Source organism: Bacteroides sp. 4_1_36 (assembly GCF_003466325.1).
Lineage (GTDB): Bacteria > Bacteroidota > Bacteroidia > Bacteroidales > Bacteroidaceae > Bacteroides > Bacteroides uniformis.
In genome coordinates this window covers 1-20,383 of the sequence record NZ_QSOX01000015.1, presented here as the reverse complement: position 1 = coordinate 20,383, position 20,383 = coordinate 1, and the positions used below count along the sequence as shown (strand labels likewise).

At 48.6% G+C, this 20,383-nt stretch carries 15 protein-coding genes and 1 tRNA gene; 8 read left to right on the top strand and 8 right to left on the bottom strand.

Features of this window, described 5'->3' with window-relative positions:
• Positions 1-43: 43 nt before the first annotated feature.
• The 4 genes from DXD65_RS14160 to DXD65_RS14145 are packed head-to-tail and all read right to left on the bottom strand — an operon-like array spanning position 44 to position 7,836.
• The gene (locus tag DXD65_RS14160) at positions 44-3,088 is read right to left on the bottom strand and encodes a glycoside hydrolase family 3 N-terminal domain-containing protein (RefSeq protein ID WP_005825051.1); all 3,045 of its coding nucleotides are present in this window, start codon (positions 3,086-3,088) and stop codon (positions 44-46) included.
• Positions 3,089-3,109: 21 nt separating this feature from the next.
• On the bottom strand, positions 3,110-6,124 hold the full coding sequence (locus tag DXD65_RS14155) for a glycoside hydrolase family 3 N-terminal domain-containing protein (RefSeq protein ID WP_117887744.1): 3,015 nt from the start codon (positions 6,122-6,124) through the stop codon (positions 3,110-3,112).
• Between the two features lies 1 nt (position 6,125).
• Positions 6,126-7,043, bottom strand: coding sequence for a bifunctional metallophosphatase/5'-nucleotidase (locus DXD65_RS14150; protein WP_005834789.1), 918 nt, complete (start codon positions 7,041-7,043; stop codon positions 6,126-6,128).
• Positions 7,044-7,065: 22 nt separating this feature from the next.
• Complete coding sequence (locus DXD65_RS14145; protein ID WP_016273980.1) at positions 7,066-7,836, bottom strand: 5'-nucleotidase C-terminal domain-containing protein; 771 nt, start codon at positions 7,834-7,836, stop codon at positions 7,066-7,068.
• 259 nt (positions 7,837-8,095) lie between these two features.
• Between DXD65_RS14145 and rplS the strand changes: the two genes are divergently transcribed.
• Entirely contained in the window at positions 8,096-8,449 is a 354-nt protein-coding gene (gene rplS, locus DXD65_RS14140; protein ID WP_009037787.1) for a 50S ribosomal protein L19, read from the top strand.
• Positions 8,450-9,205: 756 nt separating this feature from the next.
• Here the strand turns inward: rplS and DXD65_RS14135 are convergent.
• Entirely contained in the window at positions 9,206-10,186 is a 981-nt protein-coding gene (locus DXD65_RS14135; protein ID WP_005825067.1) for an ROK family protein, read from the bottom strand.
• Between the two features lie 176 nt (positions 10,187-10,362).
• Here DXD65_RS14135 and DXD65_RS14130 point away from each other — a divergent pair, with 176 nt between their 5' ends.
• From DXD65_RS14130 to DXD65_RS14110, 5 genes are all read left to right on the top strand, one after another.
• Positions 10,363-11,079 (top strand): ABC transporter ATP-binding protein, encoded by a 717-nt coding sequence (locus DXD65_RS14130; RefSeq protein ID WP_005825069.1) that lies wholly within the window; start codon positions 10,363-10,365, stop codon positions 11,077-11,079.
• A gap of 54 nt (positions 11,080-11,133) precedes the next feature.
• Complete coding sequence (locus DXD65_RS14125) at positions 11,134-12,393, top strand: ABC transporter permease (RefSeq protein WP_117887743.1); 1,260 nt, start codon at positions 11,134-11,136, stop codon at positions 12,391-12,393.
• Positions 12,394-12,398: 5 nt separating this feature from the next.
• Positions 12,399-13,640, top strand: a complete 1,242-nt coding sequence (locus DXD65_RS14120; protein WP_005825074.1) for an ABC transporter permease — start codon at positions 12,399-12,401, stop codon at positions 13,638-13,640.
• Positions 13,641-13,718: 78 nt separating this feature from the next.
• Positions 13,719-14,822, top strand: coding sequence for an efflux RND transporter periplasmic adaptor subunit (locus DXD65_RS14115; RefSeq protein WP_005834785.1), 1,104 nt, complete (start codon positions 13,719-13,721; stop codon positions 14,820-14,822).
• A 30-nt stretch (positions 14,823-14,852) separates the two neighbouring features.
• Positions 14,853-16,181 (top strand): TolC family protein, encoded by a 1,329-nt coding sequence (locus DXD65_RS14110; RefSeq protein WP_005825078.1) that lies wholly within the window; start codon positions 14,853-14,855, stop codon positions 16,179-16,181.
• An 84-nt stretch (positions 16,182-16,265) separates the two neighbouring features.
• On the opposite strand, the gene DXD65_RS14105 is transcribed toward DXD65_RS14110, so the two are convergent.
• The 3 genes from DXD65_RS14105 to DXD65_RS14095 form a co-directional block, all read right to left on the bottom strand.
• On the bottom strand, positions 16,266-17,183 hold the full coding sequence (locus DXD65_RS14105) for a hypothetical protein (protein ID WP_117867305.1): 918 nt from the start codon (positions 17,181-17,183) through the stop codon (positions 16,266-16,268).
• Positions 17,184-17,197: 14 nt separating this feature from the next.
• Positions 17,198-17,890 carry a DUF4476 domain-containing protein gene (locus DXD65_RS14100; protein ID WP_022400895.1) on the bottom strand — a complete coding sequence of 231 codons (693 nt, stop codon included), beginning with the start codon at positions 17,888-17,890 and terminating at the stop codon, positions 17,198-17,200.
• Positions 17,891-17,990: 100 nt separating this feature from the next.
• Positions 17,991-18,827: a S1 RNA-binding domain-containing protein gene (locus tag DXD65_RS14095; protein WP_005834783.1), complete on the bottom strand. Its 837-nt coding sequence runs from the start codon at positions 18,825-18,827 to the stop codon at positions 17,991-17,993.
• A 193-nt stretch (positions 18,828-19,020) separates the two neighbouring features.
• Between DXD65_RS14095 and DXD65_RS14090 the strand changes: the two genes are divergently transcribed.
• The gene (locus tag DXD65_RS14090; RefSeq protein WP_005825092.1) at positions 19,021-20,022 is read left to right on the top strand and encodes a malate dehydrogenase; all 1,002 of its coding nucleotides are present in this window, start codon (positions 19,021-19,023) and stop codon (positions 20,020-20,022) included.
• A 137-nt stretch (positions 20,023-20,159) separates the two neighbouring features.
• A tRNA-Phe gene (locus tag DXD65_RS14085) sits at positions 20,160-20,232 on the top strand.
• Positions 20,233-20,383 lie beyond the last annotated feature (151 nt).

Sequence of the window (20,383 nt, the reverse complement as noted above, 5' to 3'; positions counted from 1 at the left end):
CCTTTCCTGCGTGAGCAAGGGAGGCTCTTTTTAATTCTACCAGTTATTTTTTTCCTCCCAGCATCGCCTTATATACAGCTTCCTGAATCCTCGTCCTTATATCCAGCCTCATCAACTTGTTATTCCACACATCCGGATAGGTGCGGTTGCTCAAAAAGACATAAACCAAGCCGTTCTCCGGGTCTGTCCAGGCGCAAGTACCCGTGAAACCGGTATGACCATAGACAGAAGCAGGGGCAGACTCTGCGCAGGGACTCTTCTGGGGATTATGCCGGTCGGGCTTATCAAATCCCAGCCCCCGGCGGCTTATCCTTGAGACAGTGGTAGTAAATACCCTGCAGGTCTCCTTGCTCAAATAGCGTTTACCGTCCAGTTCACCCCCATTCAGCAACATCTGATAGACTTTTGCTACTTCTTCGGCAGTGGAGAACAGCCCGGCATTACCGGAAACGCCACCCTGAAAAGCTGCGGATTCATCATGTACAAATCCTTGCAAGGTAGTCTTACGCAAGAAAGGATCTGTTGATGAAGGTACAATATCTTCCTTCTTCAAGAAGCGCAGAGGAAGATACCCCGTACGCTCCAATCCCATCGGAGTATAGAATTCCTTGGCCAAATATTCGTCCATAGACATGCCGGTGCGCGCCTCGACCAACTGCTGCAACAAGATAAAGCCCACACAACTATAACGGTAACGTTTATCTCTAAGCGGAGTATCCACAATCTTCTGCAAGTACTCCTGCTTGAAAGAACGGTTCAGCCAAAGGCTGTCGGACACTTGCATCGTATATTCCGGTGTCTGCACCTTCGACGTCAGTCCCTGACGGAAGCGGAACTTAGGGTTCGCCCAAGTCTGCCGTCCGATGCGTGCGGAATGCCGGGCATCGGGACGTGCCTTGAACAAAGTGCCGGTGTAGCTCTCTTCATCAATCGCCTCTTGATAGAACAACAAGGTAGAAGGTAGACCGGATTCATGCATCAGCAGTTCGCGTACCGTAATATTCTTCTTGTCCGTATCCTGTAGGAAAGGCAGATAATCCGACACCCGGTCTGTAAGATTGAGGCGTCCGCCATCGTACAACTTCATCACAGCAAGCAGCGTGGCTGTGGTCTTTGTCAGCGAGGCGATGTCGTACACATCCGTCTTCTTCACGGGAAGCGCCTTGCTTCCGGCCTCGTTCCAGACGTGGGTACCGAAAGCTTTATTATACATCTCCCTGCCATCCTTCAGCACCACCACCTGGCAACCGGGGTAAGCCCCTTCACGAATGCCTTCTTCGGCTATCTTGTCTATTTCAGCCAGCAGACGGGAATTCATACCATGCTCTTCGGGTACAAAGCGGGGGGCGCTTTGAGGAGTCAGCGTCACTCCCGCACCGGCAGCAAACCGACTACCGATACTGGCAGACAAGCGTCCCTCTGAACAAGCGCTGCCATAAACAATCCGGGCAACCTGCCGCTGTACCTCCTCGTTGGAGGAGTGTGCCAAAATCACCGCTTCAGCAGCAGCGTCCCCTTGTTTTATCTGCAATACCTGCTTGCCAGGAATAAAGAACAGATAAACCACCGGTACGTCAGGAGCGAACTTTGCAAAGAAATTCTGATAGGGCGTCAAACGGTGTTCGGTGACACAGACCAGAATACGTTTGTACTTGGCCAGCGCATTTCTCAAACGGTTCCCGTCAGCCTCCGGCAGATTCTTGCCCAAACGGAACTCCACAGGACGGGTATACTGCGACAGTTCCTTGAGGAACGGCTGGATTTCCTGCGCTTCTCCCACATTGAGCACGGCAACTTCACCGATGGAAGGGTCCAGCGGAAGTACCTCGTCCCGGTTATCCAGCACAGTGATGGCCGCCAAGTTCAGCCGGCGCATCAAATCACGCGTTTTCGGAGTATTGATGCGGGTCCCCAAACCTGAAAGCTGTACATGGGGTTTCTTTTCCAACCCAAGGGCATATTTATATTTCAGTACTTTACGGCATTTCGCCTCTATCTCTTTCTCTGTCAGCTCCCCTTTTTTCACAGCGGCAAGCACAGCCTCCACTTCTTCCTTAATACGCCGGGGGACAAGCAGCAAATCATTGCCGGCTTTCAGCGCCTGCAAACAGATGCTTTCATTGCCCGATACCCCTTTCATGGCAAGGGCATCCGTAAAGACAAGCCCCTGAAAGCCGAGGTCATTCACCAACAGACCGGAAACTACCTTACGCGAAAGCGAAGACGGGAGCCCCTTTTGCGGCTCTATGGTAGGCACCTCCAAGTGCCCCACCATCATTCCTCCCAATCCGGCACGAATGGCTTTTCTGAAAGGATAAAGCTCTATACTGTCCAGACGGGCACGGGTAAAAGGCAGCACGGGCAACGCCTTATGAGAATCCACATCCGTATCCCCATGTCCCGGAAAGTGCTTGCTGACAGAAAGCACACCACCATCCTCCAACCCTTTGGAGTAGGCAACAACCTTGTTCGCCACATTGAACGGACTTTCACCGAAGGAACGGGTATTGATAACCGGATTCTTGGGATTGATATTCACATCCGCTACGGGAGCAAAATTCACTTGCACCCCCAGTTCACGGCATTGGCGGGCCACCTCGCGCCCATATTCATAAATCAGTGTATCGTTCTGTATGCAGCCCAGCACCATGTTTCGCGGAAAGTTCGGAGTACCGCGAAGGCGCATAGCCAGCCCCCATTCACCGTCAAAGGTAATCATCAGCGGAACTTCCGCCATCCGCTGCGCCTCATTGGTCAACATCACCTGGTTCTGCATCAATCCGCCGGAAAATAACAGACCGCCTACCTTATAGTCCTCCACCACCTTACGCAGCAGTTCCTTGTTGGCCTTGTCCTGCTGGGGGGCAATCGTATAGATGAACAGTTGTCCGATGCGTTCTTTCAGAGTCAGACGCTGCATGACGGAATCCACCCACTGCCTGCACCGCACGTCACTGTTCAAGAGACGTACAAGCGAAGGGTCGTTCGGCGGCACCGGAGTAAACGGCATCGGGCCAAGCTGCGCTTTCAGAAGCGGACAAAGACAACACAATATAGTGATATAGGCAAGCAGGTATATTCTCTTCATTCCTTATAGTATAGATTGTTTTTAGGGGATTTGCGGAATAATACTTTTATAAATCAATTCCTGGATATCTCTTCTTATATTCATGTCACCCAGTTTCGTGTTCCATACATTGGGGCACAAGCGGTTGCTGAGGAATACATACACCGTCTTGTTTTCCGGGTCCACCCAAGCACAAGTACCGGTAAATCCGGTATGTCCATATACCGCTTCCGGAGCGGAAGGAGCACAAGGGCTGCGCTTCACAATGGATACATCCGGCTTGTCGAATCCCAGACCGCGACGGCTGATGGCGGATTTCTCCGTCGTAAACAAACGGCAGGTTGCCTTACTCAAGAAACGCTTGCCATTGAATTCACCGCCGTTCAGCAACATTTGATAAACCTTTGCCACCTCTTCGGCCGTAGAGAAAAGTCCTGCATTACCGGACACCCCACCCATGCAGGCAGCAGTCTCGTCATGCACATATCCGCATATATCCTGGCGACGCAGGAAGTCATTGGATGCCGTGGGCATGATTTCCGCTTTGGTGAACTTCGTCAAAGGCAGAAACATAGTACGTTGCAATCCCATCGGGGCATAGAACTCACGGGCAAGGTACAAATCCATCGGCAGCTCCGTCACCTTCTCCACTACCTGCTGCAACAGCACGAAGCCGAGGTCGCTGTAAACATAACGTTTGCCATCCAACTCGCACTTGGCTATCCGCTGAAGGATAGAATTCTTGAAACTCTTGTTCAGCCACATGCCATCTGCCATGTGCAGGGTATAGACCGGTGTATTCTTGTCGGACACCATCCCTTTCCGGAACTTAAAATCGGAACAATAATAGCTATGCTCGCTTACCTGCGTACGATGCCACTCGTCCACCCAACTCTGGGAGTACGGGCCGTGTACCGAATTCGGGTCTATGATGTCCAGGTAGAAGCGGATATAGGGAGGAAGCCCCGATTCGTGGAACAAAAGTTCGCGGATGGTAATGTTCCGCTTGTTGCCATTGCGCAAGAAGGGCAGATAAGCGGAAACCTTGTCATCCAGTTTTATCTTACCCTCATCATACAGTTTCATGACGGCAAGCAACGTAGCCGTAGTCTTGGTCAGCGAAGCCAAATCAAAAAGGTCCGAAGAACGGACAGTAGTGGTATCCTTATCAGAGTGGGTTCCGAAGCCTTTGTCATATACCGGCAGTCCGTCTTTCCACACCAGCACGCGGCAACCGGGATAAGCTCCCGCTTCCAGTCCCTTCCGGGCAACGGCATCGATACTTTGCAGCACATACGATTTCATGCCGTAATCTTCCGGAACAGTCTTCCCCGGTTTCATGCCCGGCTCAATCATACAGCCCGTTCCCGCTGGAAACAGTTTACCGATACTCATCGACATTCTGCCACTGGCCGGCTTTTTGGCAAAAAGAACATCAGCCACGTATTGCTGCAAATCCGTCTCTGCCGAATGTGCCAGCACCACAGCGCTGGATTTGGCAAGTGCGGGCATCAGAGGTTGCAATGTACGGTAAGAGGTAAAAAAAGTATAGACCAGCGGAGCACGCAGGTTCAAGCCTTCCAGAAAGGCCACATCACGGTCGCTGACATAAGACGAACCGGTGATGCTGATAACCACGCGACGGAAAGCAGCCAACTGCCCCTGCACTTCCTGCCAGAGAGCCTCATCGGCATTCCAAGGCAAGTGGAAATGGCTGATGCCTGCATTCTTTTTCATAGCTTCCACAAAGGGAGCATCCGCCTCCTTCTCTCCGATGCTGAGCACGGCAATATCACCTTCCACCGGTGCCAGCGGGAGGACATCGAAATAATTGTTCAATACAGTCACTGCCGAACGGCGCAACTTGGCAGCCAACGCCTGCGCTTCCTCCGTATTGATGCGATAGCTCATTCCGCTGACCCGAAGTTGCGGCTGGCGGTTTCTCAAACCAAGCATATACTTGTACATCAATACCTTGCGGCACTTGGCATCAAGTTCGTCCTTACTCAGTTGTCCCGACTCCACTGCATCTACCAGCTCCTGCACCGCATTCTTCGTATTGAACTGTACCAGCACCATATCATTTCCCGCCAGCAGCGCTTTGGTAGTTACCTGCGGAATGGCAGACACACCCTTCATGTCCAAAGCATCGGTAAACACCAGCCCTTTAAAGCCGAGTTCATCCTTCAACAACCCGGTCACCACATTCCGCGACAAGGAAGAAGGAGTCACCCCGTCCGGGTCCAGCGCCTGCACTTGCAGATGGCCTACCATGACACCCCCCAATCCGGCACGTACCATTTCCTTGAAGGGATAAAGTTCCACACTGTCCAGGCGTGCACGGTCGTAGTGCAAGGCGGGAAGCGCCTTATGAGAATCCACATCCGTGTCGCCATGCCCGGGGAAATGCTTGCAAACGGAAAGTATGCCCCCGCTTTCGAGCCCACGGCTGTATGCCACCACTTTTTCTGCCACCCACTGCGGGTTCTCGCCAAAGGAGCGTACGTGTATCACCGGGTTCAGCGGATTCGTATTGACATCCGCATCGGGTGCAAAATTGACGTGTACCCCCAATTCGCGGAACTGGCGGGCCACCTCACGTCCATATTCTTCAATCAGGCCATTGTCCTCGATACATCCCAAGGCGGCATTACGGGGATAGTCCGGAGCGCCTTTCAGCCTCATTGACAGTCCCCACTCTCCATCGAAAGTAACCATAACGGGAATCTTGGCATCCTTCCGGGCCATATTGGTCAAGATAGCCTGCTCTTCCGGAGTACCTTCGGAAAACAGCAAGCCACCGACCTTGTATTTCTTTACCAGCTCGCGCATCTGCTTTTTCGTGGCCTTGTCTGCTCTGGCCGGAATGGTGGCAACGATGAGCTGCCCCACTTTTTCGTGTACATTCAGACCTGACAACACGGAGTCCACCCATTGCCGGCACCGGTTGTCTGCAGCCGAAGGAAGAAACGGGCCTCCCGTCTGGGCGTGAAGTGAAGATAATCCCAATATAAACAATCCTGCAACCCATAAAAGGAGGGTGAGTCTTTTCATCATGCTATTTTTCAGTTAAAGTAAGTACCATTTCTCCTACGTAGATGCCACTCTTTCCGGTGTGCAGCACGGGAACGCTCTTGCCGTCCGCATTCAGATAAACGGCAGGCTTTTCCATAAAAGTATGCGAATGTCCTCCCAAAATGACATCAATGCCACGCGTCTTGCCTACCAGGTTCTCGTCGGAAGCGCCTTCGGGATTTGCACTGCGGATACCCAAATGAGACATGCAAATCACAACCTCGCAATTCTCCTTCTCCCTGAGAAGGTCTGTCATTTCCTGGGCCACCTTTATCGGGTCGTTGTAGACAATGCCTACGCATTTATCCGCCTGCACCAGCCCTTCCATCTTGGGGGCCAGGCCGAAGATACCGATTTTCACCCCTTCGCGCACCAAGGTGATATAAGGCTTCACCAGTCCTTCGAGTACCGTACCCGTCACGTCATAATTGGAACAAACCACGGGAAAATCCGCCATACGGAACAATTCCGCCATATTTTCAAGTCCGAAATCAAATTCATGATTACCTATCGTCATGGCATCATAGCCCATGAGGTTCATCATCTTGACCTCCAGCTCGCCTTTGAAAAAGTTATAATAAGGGGTGCCTTGCGAGATGTCTCCGCAATCCAGCAGCAACATATCCGGATGCTTGCCGCGAAACTGCTTTACAAAACCGGCACGGCGCACCACACCGCCCATCCCGGCATACTCGTCGGCAGCCTCGGCGCTGATGGGTTCTATACGGCTGTGCGTATCGCTGGTGTGCAGGATAAACAGTTGTTTTCCGGATTGGCCGGACGATACAGAATCGGCGGACACCAGGCAAAGGGGTTCTTCAGTAATGACACGCTCCTCTTGCTGTGCCGATGCGGGGAGCATGAAAAGCAGCAGGGCTGCCAAGGAATACATATGTTTCATAGAACTTCTGTTTTTTTAATGCTTACTCTTTAACGACCACTCTTCCCTCCATGCGCGAAGTCACCTTCTTGCCGGCTGCCGTCTGCTTCTCCACATACTTCATGAACAGACCACGCAGTGTAGCCCCATCCGGGCACTCCCTTTTATCCGCCTGCAGGAAAGCCGTCATTCCATCGTTTCCATCAGCCAGATAATCAATCGTGGCAACCGTATAGTCACGGTCATCCTCCACCGGCTTGCCGGCAATGGAAGCCTGGAGCAGCTTGCCATCCTTGCTGATTTCCAACTGTATACCACTCACCCCTTCACCAAGTCTCACCGCAATGTTTTCAAACAAGTGCTTCATGGCAGAGCCTTTCATCGTCAGCACACAGAGCGAATTCTCAAAAGGCAATATCTCATAGATGTTTTCGGTAGTGATGTCTCCTTCCGTCAGGGAGTTCCGGATTCCACCGATATTGATTAGCCCCATATCGGCCGGTTTGCCCAGCACTTCCACCGCAGCCTCACGCAGTACATCTGCAATCAGATTGGATAAAAGGCTTTCGGGCCGGAATCTGTCCATCGACATTTCTGCGGTTCCCACCACATGATACATAACGCTGTCCATCCGGGCCTTGTAGGGCGCCAGCAGAGCCACGGCTTCGGCATCCGGCTCGGCATCCCAGACAGAGTTCATGGGAATTCTGCCTCCCTCTACCTTGGTCACTTCGTAGGAAGAATGGCAGGAAACCAATAGAAGCGCAACCGCCAACACTGCCCCCGCAAGGAGACTGAAAGTTTGTTTCTTCATATTCATTTAGTTTTAAATTGCTACAAATATACTTTTCTTTTGCGACTGAGCCACACAATTAACCGATTATTTAGACTTGCGTTTAGCAGAATGAAACGCTCAAAAATCATCCCAACTGGCGAAAAAAAGCTTGAAGCACTTGTGTATCTGGCAAATAATTCGTTCCTTTGCACCGCTTTCGCGCAATCGCTGTCAGGACACCAAGAGAGAAGCCTGGTATGTTGCGTTGTAACGATGAAACAATTTAATAATAAAAACAATGGATTTAATTAAAATTGCAGAAGAAGCATTTGCTACCGGAAAACAGCACCCGAGCTTCAAGGCAGGTGACACTGTAACAGTAGCATATCGTATTGTCGAGGGTAACAAGGAACGTGTACAGCTGTACCGTGGTGTTGTTATCAAGATTGCCGGACATGGAAACAAGAAGCGTTTTACAGTACGTAAGATGTCAGGAACCATAGGCGTAGAACGTATTTTCCCGATTGAATCACCGGCTATCGACAGCATCGAAGTGAACAAAGTGGGTAAAGTTCGTCGCGCTAAACTGTACTACCTGCGCGCTCTTACCGGTAAGAAAGCAAGAATCAAAGAAAAAAGAGTTAACGGTTAATTCCAGACTCCTATTTCGAAATAAAAAAGGGAAACTGACAATGTCGGTTTCCCTTTTTTAGTGATATACACAGTAGACATACACACCATGCGATACTCTACTGCTACTCCCTCATTCAAAACATTGTAAGCCTGCGCTCCTTTCCTTTCACATAAGCCTTCCTTCTTGCTGATATGTTAGTTTATCAGCGCCCAACGGCCGTGAGGCGCTCTGCTAACGACCGTCAACAAGGTGCTTTATGGCCGTTAGGCGAACGCCTCACGGCCGTTAAACAGCTCTCATATGCATAGCTTGCCTATACTGAATACCTATCTTATCCATACCAAAAGCCTGACTTCCACCTATTATCGCACGGGCTTTTACGAAGTTAATACCGTGTTTGCAGGAAACCAATAGCTTGTTTACACGATATTGGCAAATTGCCCCATATCCTATTAATTTATTGTACTACAAGACATTAATAGATTATTTGGCGTAAATTTAAGGTGGAAGCAAAAGTTGCTTCCACCTTTTCAAGTTGCTTCCACAGCATCCGCAACCCCGATGAATAAAGGGATACAGAGAATGGGTGGAAGTGTGGAAGCAACTTGTGCATAACTTTATTGCTGAGGAATATGTGCCACCAAAGAAAAAAAGGTGTGTCGAAACTCTCATAAACTAAAAATCACCCTCGCCACAGATAGGTGTAGCGAGGGTGACTTCGATAGAAGGGGAGTTTTGACATATCCCCTCCTTTATCAGTTTCCCTAATATTGATTACTTGATATCTCTCAGCTCCCAGCCCAACGCACTGGCACCCAGCACTGCAGCATCAGAGTCCTTCAACTCGGAAGCCAGCAACTTGGTCTTGCCTTTGTAGATATTCAATACATTGTCGTCAATAGCTTTCTGGATAGGCTTGAAGATATAGTCTCCCGCTTTTGCCAGACCACCGAACAACACGATAGCTTCCGGACTGGAGAAAGCGATGAAGTCAGCCAAAGCCTCACCCAAGATGGTTCCGGTAAACTCAAAGATGTCTTGAGCAATCTTGTCACCCTTCACCGCTGCATCATACACATCCTTGGAAGTAATGTTTTCTGCCGGAATGTCGCGCAACAAACTCGGTTCGGTACTCTTGGTCAAGAACTCACGTGCAGAACGCGCCACACCCGTAGCCGAACAATAAGTTTCCAGACAGCCGTGACGTCCGCATCCGCAGAGACGTCCGTTTTCACGACGGATAATAGTATGTCCCAACTCTCCGGCAAAACCGTCATGGCCATATACCATCTGACCGTTAATAACGATACCGCTACCTACACCGGTGCCAAGAGTTATCATGATAAAGTCTTTCATACCACGAGCCGCACCGTAAGTCATTTCACCGATACCGGCAGCATTGGCGTCGTTTGTCAAAGCGGTAGGGATACCCAAGCGCTCTTCAAACATGGCAGCCAAAGGAATTACACCCTTCCAGGGAAGGTTCGGGGCAAACTCAATAGTACCGCTGTAATAGTTTCCGTTAGGAGCACCAATACCGATACCTTTTATCTTGTCTACGCCACCGTTGGCAATAATGAGCGGCAACAGATTCTTGCAAACTTCGTCTACGTAATCATTGACGTCCTCATAAGCTCCGGTTTTGATGGAACTGCTTGCAATAATAGTTCCGCGTGCGTCTACAATACCAAAGACGGTGTTTGTTCCGCCTATGTCAATGCCCACTACATAGGGCTTTTCCATGTTTGAATTCATGATATTACTTTTGTTTAAAGGGTTAGTTAATCACATTCATGGTTACAAAAATCACAAAGAAAAACGACACTGCAAAATCTTTTTTTAAAAAAGTTTGCAACTTTTGCAACTTTTCGTAGCATTGCTGCGTCTAATAGTGAAAATTAATAAGAGTAAAGCAATAAACAGGGAAAACAGTGATACAACTAAAAGACATTAACAAGACCTACAACAACGGAGCACCGCTGCATGTGCTCAAAGGTATCAACCTCGACATTCAGAAAGGCGAATTTGTTTCCATCATGGGCTCATCGGGTTCGGGAAAGTCCACTTTACTCAATATACTGGGTATTCTGGATAGTTACGACACGGGGGAATATTATCTGAACGGTACCCTCATCAAGAACCTCAGCGAAACGAAGGCAGCCGAGTACCGCAACCGTATGATTGGTTTCATCTTCCAGTCCTTCAATCTCATTTCCTTCAAGAATGCAGTGGAGAATGTGGCGCTTCCTCTCTTTTATCAAGGAGTGAGCCGCCGCAAACGTAATGCGCTGGCACTGGAATATCTGGACCGCCTGGGGCTGAAAGAGTGGGCACACCACATGCCAAATGAGATGTCCGGTGGACAGAAACAACGTGTAGCCATCGCCCGTGCCCTCATTACCCAACCGCAGATTATCCTTGCCGATGAACCTACCGGCGCGCTCGACAGCAAGACTTCCGTAGAGGTGATGCAGATTCTAAAGGAACTGCACGATACGGGCATGACCATCGTAGTCGTGACCCACGAAAGCGGTGTTGCCAACCAGACGGACAAGATTATCCATATCAAAGACGGTATCATAGGTAGCATCGAGACGAATCTGAACCACGATGCAAGCCCGTTCGGAAAAGACGGATTCATGAAATAATAAAGGAAGAGCCCCCTCCCCCTTTAATTTTTAATTCTTAATTTTTAATTATCAATGATAGACCTTTGGCAAGAAATATACGGAACCATCAAACGCAACAAACTGCGTACATTCCTGACGGGCTTTGCCGTGGCATGGGGAATCTTCATGCTCATCGTGCTGCTCGGAGCCGGAAACGGTATCATACATGCCTTCGAGCAAAATGCGTCGGAGCGTGCCTTGAACTCTATCCGCATCTTCCCCGGCTGGACCACCAAGTCATACGACGGTCTGAAAGAAGGACGCCGCGTCCAACTGGACAACCGGGACATGGATGACACGGAGAAGCAATTCACCGAAAATGTCATCAGTGCCGGTGCCACCGTGCGTCAAAGTAATGTAAACGTCAGCTTCGGACAAGAATATATCAATATCTCTCTGCTGGGCGTATATCCCAACTACACCGAAGTGGAAACCGTGAAAACAGCGGACGGACGTTTCATCAACTACAACGACCTGAAAGACCGACGTAAAGTCATCATCCTCCATAAGAAATCTGCAGATATCCTTTTCGGAAAAACGCATACTGAACCCATCGGACAATTTGTCAATGCCAGTGGAGTGGCCTATCAAGTAGTAGGCCTCTACAATGACCAGGGAGACCGCGAGGCAAACGAAGCGTATATCCCCTTCTCCACCTTGCAGACCATCTATAATAAAGGAGACAAGCTGAATAACATCATCTTTACAACCAAGAACCTGCACAGCATAGAAAGTAACGAAACCTTTGAAAAAGAATACCGCAAGGCTATTGCCACCAATCACCGCTTTGACCCCACAGATGAGAGCGCCATATGGATATGGAATCGTTTCACCAACTATCTGCAGACACAGAATGCAATGGGTATCCTCCGGACTGCAATCTGGGTTATCGGTATCTTCACACTGTTGAGTGGGATTGTCGGCGTGTCGAACATAATGCTGATTACCGTGAAAGAACGTACCCGGGAATTTGGTATCCGTAAGGCATTGGGAGCAAAACCTTTCTCCATCCTTTGGCTGATTATTGTGGAAAGCGTGACTATCACTACGCTATTCGGTTATATCGGTATGGTGGCAGGCATCGGGGTGACGGAATGGATGAACTCTGCTTTCGGTAGCCAGACGATGGATGCCGGCATGTTCCAGCAGACCATGTTCTCCGATCCCACCGTAGACCTCAGTATTGCTATCCAAGCTACCCTGACCCTTATCATAGCGGGTACGTTGGCTGGGTTCTTCCCGGCTAAGAAAGCGGTAAGTATCAGTCCTATTGAAGCACTTAGAGCAGATTAAAGATTATGAGAATAGACATAGATACGTGTGAGGAAATCCTCATCACAATAACAAGGAACAAAACGAGAAGCCTGCTTACGGCGTTCGGCGTATTCTGGGGTATCTTTATGCTGGTGGCGCTTATCGGTGGCGGCCAGGGCATGCAGGAAGAACTAAAATCCCAGTTCGAAGGATTTGCAACCAACTCGGGCTTTATCGCTGCACAAAAGACAAGCGAGGCTTATAAAGGTTTTCGCAAAGGACGATGGTGGGATTTGGAGATGGAAGATGTGGACCGTGTACGCAATGTGGACGGTGTGGCGCTTGCCACGCCTTCCATTGCCTTATGGGGACAAGTGGCTGTCTACGGAGACAACAAGTACGACTGTAGTGTGAAAGGCTTGTATCCCGAATATGAACAGATAGAACATCAAGAGATGACCTATGGACGTTTCATCAATGATGTCGACATTAAAGAGTCGCGTAAAGTGTGTGTAATCGGCAAACGTGTTTATGAAAGCCTCTTCAAACCCGGTGAAGACCCCTGCGGCAAATATGTCCGGGTAAATGGTATCTATTACCGGGTTATCGGAATGTGTTCATCCGAAGGCAATGTCAATATACAAGGGCAGGCCTCTGAAGCCATTACATTGCCTTTTTCCACCATGCAACAGACCTACAACCTCGGAAAGAAACTGCATGTAGTATGTTTCATCATGAAACCGGGAGTAAAAGTGAAAGACGTGCAGCCCGAAGTGGAACGTCTTGTAAAAGCAGCGCACTACATTGCTCCCGATGACAAACAAGCCGTCATGCTTCTGAATGCGGAAGCTATGTTCTCCATGATGGACAACCTGATGATTGGAGTGCGCTTTCTAATCTGGATGGTAGGTTTGGGGACGCTGTTTGCCGGAGCTATCGGCGTATCGAATATCATGATGGTAACCGTCAAGGAGCGCACAACGGAAATAGGCATACGCCGTGCCATAGGTGCCCGTCCTAAAGACATTCTGCAACAAATTCTTTCGGAAAGCATGGTGCTGACCACTATAGCGGGTATGGCAGGTATTTCTTTTGCCGTATTTGTACTGCAAATACTTGAAAAGGCCGCCAATGACCCTGGAGTTATCAAAACCCACTACCAGGTTTCATTCGGACTGGCTATCGGAACCTGTATCCTCCTCATCGCATTAGGAGTGCTTGCCGGACTGGCACCTGCCTATCGCGCCATGGCAATCAAGCCAATTGAAGCCATCAGGGATGAATAAACTTATAGAGAGACCACTAACCGTAAGCCATGAAATAATGGCTATATCAATCGTAAATAATTAAATCGTAAATATAAGATGAAAACAAAGAAGTTTCTGAAAATCGCATTATTGGTAGTAATTGCTGCCTTATTCATTTGGACATTCGTTTTTCTGTACCAGAAGTCCCAACCTAAAGTAACAGTATACGAAACGATAGTTCCGGAAGTGACAGACCTTGAAAAGACTACCGTAGCCACCGGCAAAGTGGAACCGAGAGATGAAGTCCTTATCAAGCCGCAGATTTCCGGTATCATTGCCGAAGTATACAAGGAAGCAGGACAAAGTGTGAAGCAAGGGGAAGTGCTTGCCAAAGTAAAGGTGATACCCGAACTGGGACAATTGAACTCTGCCGAAAGCCGCGTACGATTGGCGGAAATCAACGCTGCCCAAGCCGAAACGGATTTCGCCCGTACCCAGAAACTGTACAACGACAAGCTTATCAGCGCTGAAGAGTACGAAAAAGGGGAAGTAAGCGTGAAGCAGGCACGCGAGGAACTGCAGACAGCAAAAGATAACCTGGAAATTGTAAAGGAAGGCATCACCAAGAACAGCGCCTCTTTCAGTAGTACCCTGATCCGTTCCACCATTACCGGTCTGATTCTGGATGTACCCATCAAAGTCGGTAACTCGGTTATCATGAGTAACACTTTCAATGACGGAACCACCATCGCTACCGTTGCCAACATGAACGATTTGATTTTTCGCGGCAACATTGACGAAACGGAAGTGGGCCGTGTGCACGAAGGCATGCCGGTGAAACTGACAATCGGCGCCCTGCAGAATCTTTCGTTCGATGCCACACTGGAATACATATCTCCGAAGGGTGTGGAAGAAAACGGTGCCAACCAGTTTGAAATCAAAGCTGCCATTGCCGCACCGGACAGCGTACAGATACGTTCCGGCTATTCTGCCAACGCAGAAATCGTATTGGACCGTGCCCAGAAAACGCTTGCCGTACCGGAAAGTACCATTGAATTCAATGGTGACAGCACCTTTGTATACGTAATGACGGACAGCGTACCGGTACAGAAGTTCGAACGCCGCCCCATCCAGGTCGGCATGAGTGACGGCATAAAGATTGCCATCAAAAGCGGTATCAGTGCCCAGGATAAGATTCGCGGTGCAGAGAAAAAGGATTAACAAACGGAATAGCTTAAAAAGATATACGATATGAATAAAAAGATATTCTTATACCTCGCAATATTCGGCAGTATCTCAGTGCAGGCGCAGGAACGATGGTCTTTACGCCAATGCATAGACTATGCCATCGAGCATAACATCAGTATCCGCCAGACAGCCAACGCTGCCGAACAGAGTGCTGTCGAAGTAAATACAGCCAAATGGGCACGACTGCCGAACCTGAATGCCAGTGCCGGCCAGAGCTGGAACTGGGGACGTACGCAAACAGCCATCAAAAATGAGGATACGGGAGACTATTCCACTGTATACGTCAACACCAGCAGCCACGGCACTAATATGTCTGTCAATACCAGCATACCTATCTTTACCGGTCTGGAAATTCCCCACCAGTATGCATTGGCCAAACTAAACCTCAAAGCTGCCATTGCCGACCTGGACAAAGCCAAGGAAGACATTGCCATCAATATAGCTTCGGCCTACCTTCAGGTGCTGTTCAATGAAGAGCTCCACCAGGTGGCGTTGGGACAAGTGCAATTGAGCAAAGAGCAATATGTCCGCATCAGCCGGCTTGCCGACTTGGGAAAAGCCTCTCCGGCAGAACTGGCAGAAGCCAAAGCACGTGTGGCACAAGACGAGATGAATGTAGTGCAGACAAACAACAACTATAAGTTGGCCCTGCTCGACCTTAGCCAGCTTATCGAACTGGAAACACCGGAAGGGTTCAATCTGGAATCTCCGGCAGTCAATCTGGATTTAGTCCCTCTCACTCCTCCGGATGAGATATTCCAAACAGCCATGGTGAGTAAGGCTTCCATACAAGCTGCACAGTTCCGCTTGGAAGGCAGTAAACACAATATCCGTATTGCCCAGAGCAACTACTACCCGCAACTGAGCCTGAACGGTAGTCTCGGTACGAATTACTATTCTACCATCGACCGTACTTTCAGCCAGCAGATGAACGATAACTTCAACAAATATGTAGGATTCAACCTCAGCGTACCTATTTTCAACCGTCTCTCTACCCGTAACCGGGTACGCACGGCACGCCTGCAACGTGAAAACTATGCCTTGCAATTGGATAATGCCAAGAAGACACTTTATAAAGAAATCCAACAAGCATGGTACAACGCCGCTGCTGCCGAAAGCAAATATACCAGTAGCCATACAGCCACCGTTGCCAGCGAAGAGTCTTTCAAGCTGATGAGCGAAAAGTATGAGAACGGAAAAGCAAATGCCGTAGAATACAATGAAGCAAAACAGAACCTTATGAAATCCCAATCAGACGAATTGCAAGCCAAGTATGACTATCTGTTCCGTACCAAGATTCTGGATTTCTATAAGGGAGAACCGATTGAATAAAAAAAGAAGTATAATTTTAGTTGTTGTGTTTGATTCTCCCCTCTCCCTGCCTCCAGGCTGACAAGAGGGGAGTTTTTTGTTCTTCTATCTCCTTTCCGAAGAGCGGGAAGAGCTACTGCCGGTAGAACTGCGGGTAGTGCTTGAAAAGCTGCTGCGACGGCTTTCGGAACTCCGTACGCCGGAAGCATTTCTTCTTTCCTTGCTTGCCGTCTTTACCCTGCTACGGCTGGGGCTCTTATCATTATTTTTAGTTCTTGTGGTTTCTATTTTCTCTTTACTCGACTTTCTGCCACTATCCACACTACTACGTCGCGTACTGCTGTTACGTGTACCTGTGCTAATGCGATTATTACTACCGTTGCTACGTCGCGTGGTATATACATCATCCCTGCCTGCCGGACGCTTATGCGAATTAGGGCGGATGTTCACCGAACCGAAATCTGAACGGCGGCTGGTGTGGTACGACTTATCATTCCGAATACTCCACGAACCGGTATAGTGCGGATGATGGTAACGACCGCGATAATAGCTGTTGTGATAGTGCGTACGATAATGCCCACCGCAATATGTACGGTAATGATACGGCCGCGGGAAATAGAAATGATTATGGTTGGTGTAAGTGATGTAAACCCTAAAAGACCAACGACCACCACTTACATAAACCGGACGGTAAAAATAGGCGGCCTGCATGAAACGGCCGTACTGCCGGTTATTCAGCACCCATCGAAGGTCGTCATTGCGCACATCCAGATAATCGTAATAGCGATTCAAGGCCCATTCCTCCCCCCGAAGAACGTCATCCATCAGATAACGTATACCGGAAATGAAATCATAGTTTATTTCGTACACGTCATTATACTGTTCTGTACTCAGGTTCAATTCATAGGCCATCTTGTCCGTAAGAAAGCGGGTCTCTTTACGCACTTTGCTGTTGCTCATTGCCGCACTACAAACAGCTGTACTCATCATAGCGGCAAAAAATATAAATATAATCTGTTTCATAACCCCTCCTTTTTTTAGTTATTCTTCTCATGATATTGTTTGATGAAGGCATTTATCTCGTTCTTGTCCGACGAGAAGGTCAGCTTGTCTATCGCATAATAGAAATTCGGTTTATCGGCTATTTTAGGATAAATCTTCTTCATCAACTGTTTCTTTTCACTGTCGAAACGATAAAAATCCATCAGACGGATACACTGGTCAGTAGTGAACCAAGAGGTCAGCAAGGCATGGTCGAGCACTTCCTTACGGTCTGAATCGAAACTCTGTTTTTCCATCAGCCCCATAAACTGTTCGAAGGCAGATGGTGACATCACCGGTTCATGCTGCTCGCCTCCTAACGGTCTGTCACCGGGTCTGCCAGGCTTGTGATGATTAGAAGTACCCCAGTTTCCACCAGGTCTTTTGTCCTCTGGAATGAAAATATCTTCCACTTCATTGATGGAGCAATGCACACGTTCATCATATAGGAGTTTTCCTCTTCGGGAATTCTCCCCACGGGATGGCGCTTCATAAACCTCTACCCGACAACTACCACGCAGATTGGCTACAAAACAACTGAAAGTAGGCAGGCAAACCTGCTGTCCGTCGACCAGTACCAGCACTCTACGATATGGACTTTCTATACGGATTCCGTCTATGGGCGCCGCTTTTATTGCGGGAAACGCTACCAGAACTAGACAAACACTTAATATCAAATGACGTATCATGACTTTTCTTTTTTTATTGTACGACAAAAATAGGGAGAGGAAATTCCCCTCCCTAATGATTGTCTCTATTTACAAGTAGGGAAATTCCTAATGACTGGGACTAATTCCTAATCCTGATTCCATCTTCCTCCAATACAACCAGATGTTTTTTGTACAAATCTCCCACAGCCTTTTTGAAGGTTTTCTTGCTGACACCGAAAGTTGCATAGATTTCTTCTGCCGGACTCTTGTCATTCAAAGCTATCCGTCCGCCCTGTTCACGGATATAGTCCAGCAACGTAGCTGAGAAATCTTCTACTTTAGCCTGCCCCGGTTTTTGAAGCAGCAGGTCTATCTTGCCGTCTTCGCGTACCTGCTTCACATAGGCTTTCATCCTCATGCCCGTGTGCAGTGGCTGAAATATCTCGCTCTCATATAGCAAGCCGCTATATTCATCGTTGATGATCGCCTTGAATCCCAAATCCGTCTTCTGCCAAATCAGGATATCCACCTCCTGCCCCGACTCATAGGCGGCCTTCTCTTTGGAAAGATAACGGTCTACCTTGGCCGATGCCACGATACGATAGCTTTCATCATCCAAATGGGCATGAACCACATACTTCTTTCCCACCTGCATCTTCATTTTCTGTTCGCGGAAGGGGACGAAAAGATCCTTCATCAATCCCCAGTTAAGGAAAGCACCATACTGGTTTATCCACGCCACCTCCAAGCAGGCAAACTGCCCGACCTGCACTAACGGTGTCAGAGTAGTGGCTACCAGACGTTCTTCGTTATCAAGATATATAAAAACGTTCAGTTTGTCTCCCACCTTACAGTCTTGGGGGACATAACGCGACGGAAGCAGAATTTCACCTTCTTCGCCACCGTCCAGATACATGCCGAAGGCTACCTCCTTCACCACTTCCAGCGTATTGTACTTTCCTAACTCAATGCTCATAGTTTCTTACTTATCTTCATTTTCCCAACAAAGATAAGTAATTTAGGTACAATACAGCAGTTCGGAAAGAAGAAATAACTTTTTGCTCTAAAAGATAACTTTTTTCTATGAACAACTCTCTTCAAAAAGGGTTATCTTTGTATCGTGACAATCAGCAAGAAAAGATATTACTCACCTTTAAATAAAAAAGATTATGGAATTTCTGACAAATGACAAATTGACAATCGTCGGCGCAGCCGGCATGATCGGTTCAAACATGGCACAGACTGCAATCATGATGCATCTCACTCCCAACCTATGTCTGTACGACCCTTATGCTCCCGGACTGGAAGGTGTGGCCGAAGAGCTGTTCCACTGCGGATTCGAAGGAATGAACATCACATTTACCTCCGATATCAAAGAAGCGCTGACCGGTGCCAAGTATGTGGTATCATCAGGCGGTGCCGCCCGCAAGGCCGGCATGACCCGCGAAGACCTTTTGAAAGGCAATGCCGCTATTGCCGAAGAATTCGGTAAGAATGTAAAAGCCTACTGTCCGGATGTGAAGCACGTGGTTGTCATTTTCAACCCTGCCGACATCACCGGTCTGATTACCCTATTGTATTCCGGCCTGAAACCTTCACAAGTGACCACATTGGCTGCCCTCGACAGCACCCGCCTGCGCAGTGAACTTTCCAAGCACTTCGGCATCGCCCCCGACAAAATCGAAAATTGCCGTACCTACGGCGGTCATGGTGAACAGATGGCTGTATATGCCTCTACCGCCAAGGTGGACGGTAAACCGTTACTTGATATCATCGGTACCCCTGCCCTGACTAAAGAACAGTGGGTCGAAATCCAGACTAAGGTAACCAAAGGCGGTGCCAACATCATCGCCCTCCGTGGACGTTCTTCCTTCCAGAGTCCGGCATACGTCTCTATCGAAATGATAGCTGCAGCGATGGGTGGCAAACCGTTCCGCTGGCCTGCCGGTACATATGTACACAGCCACGGCTTCGACCACATCATGATGGCAATGGAAACTGAAATTACCAAAGACGGTGTACACTATAAGGAACTGAACGGCACGCCCGAAGAAGAAGCCAAACTGAAAGAAAGCTATGCCCATCTCTGCACACTTCGTGACGAGGTGATAGAAATGGGTGTACTGCCTGCCATCAAAGACTGGCACAGCATCAATCCGAATATCGACTGATGTCTTCGATAGCAAATGATTTTTAGAAGTAAGGTGCCTCGCTCCATAGAGCAAGAGGCACCTTTTTTAGATATTTTTCCTCAAAAAGCCTTGCGGTATAAAAAAAACTCTTTATCTTTGCACCCGCAAACGAAAAAGGTGCCATAGCTCAGTTGGTAGAGCAAAGGACTGAAAATCCTTGTGTCCCCGGTTCGATTCCTGGTGGCACCACTTTTTAAGAAGGCAAAACGATGTAAATCCCTGAATTTCAAAGAAGTTCAGGGATTTTTCTTTTCCAAGAATAGGCAAAATTAGTGAGATTGAAGCAAACCATACGTCCTTATTCAAGGGACTGTTTTTAAAAGCCCGAAATGTTCCACTG